At 32.8% G+C, this 1008-nt stretch carries 1 protein-coding gene; it reads right to left on the reverse strand.

Annotated features, from left to right (window positions below):
• The coding region (locus V7183_RS25865) for an HAD family hydrolase (RefSeq protein ID WP_335361325.1) at window positions 1-837 on the reverse strand (837 nt) is incomplete at its 3' end.
• Between the last annotated feature and the right edge of the window lie 171 nt (window positions 838-1008).

Consider the following 1008-nt stretch of genomic DNA (forward strand, 5'->3'; position numbering starts at 1 on the left):
ATACAAAGCATGTGCAACACCATTTTCTTCATTCGTTAACGTCTCATAGTGACACATTTGCTTTATTTCCTTCACTGCATTCCCCATCGCAATGGATAGATGAGCTTTTTGCATCATTGAAACATCATTTAGTCCATCACCAATTGCTACTGTATTTTCAAATGGAATATTAAGATGTTTTGCTAAAGTATACAGACCATTTCCTTTTTGAGCATCACGATGGTTAATTTCTAAGTTATGCCAATAAGAAGCTGTAATCGCTAAATCTGTATTCGATTGAAACTTTTCTTTTAATCTTTTTAATTTCTCTATATCATAAGAAAACGGTAAAAGTTTATGGACATATAAATCGTTTTTTAAAATCAGTTTGCAACTCTCTGTAATATGAAAAGCTGTATGTTCAAGATACAATGCAGCAATACTTTCTATCTCTTGTACGTCAAGATCTGTATCTAATTTCTTTATCGTTTCGATTTCACTACGCACACTTTCTTCTCCATACTGCGGAACATATACACCTTTATCTGTGTATAGTTGATAATACATACGATTTTCTTCAAGGTACTCCACAAGCTCAAATGCTTGTGCATTTTGAATAGGATACCTTTTCATCATTTTTTGATCTTTATAAATAATCGCACCATTTTCTGCGATGACTGGACATTGTAAATCTACTTCTACTAAAAGCCTTTCAATATCAACTATAGAACGTCCTGTGCAAATCGCCACAACATGCCCCTCTTCTTGACATTTTCGAATGGCTTGTGCATTTTCTTTACTAATCACTTTATTTCCTGAAAGAAGGGTTCCGTCTAAATCAATTGCGATAAGTTTCATTCTTTCTTCACCACTTTCTATAAATAAACGAGATGATATGAAGGGCTGGTATCGTTTTCATATTTAACTCGCTAAGTACTTCTTAGTTATAATGTATGAAAAGCGTTTCAGGTCAAGAAATATTTTAAAAGAAAATGCCATAAAAAATATCAATCATAGCAGGACAAGTAA

Source organism: Bacillus sp. JJ1127 (genome assembly GCF_036965845.1).
Taxonomy (GTDB): Bacteria; Bacillota; Bacilli; order Bacillales; family Bacillaceae_G; genus Bacillus_A.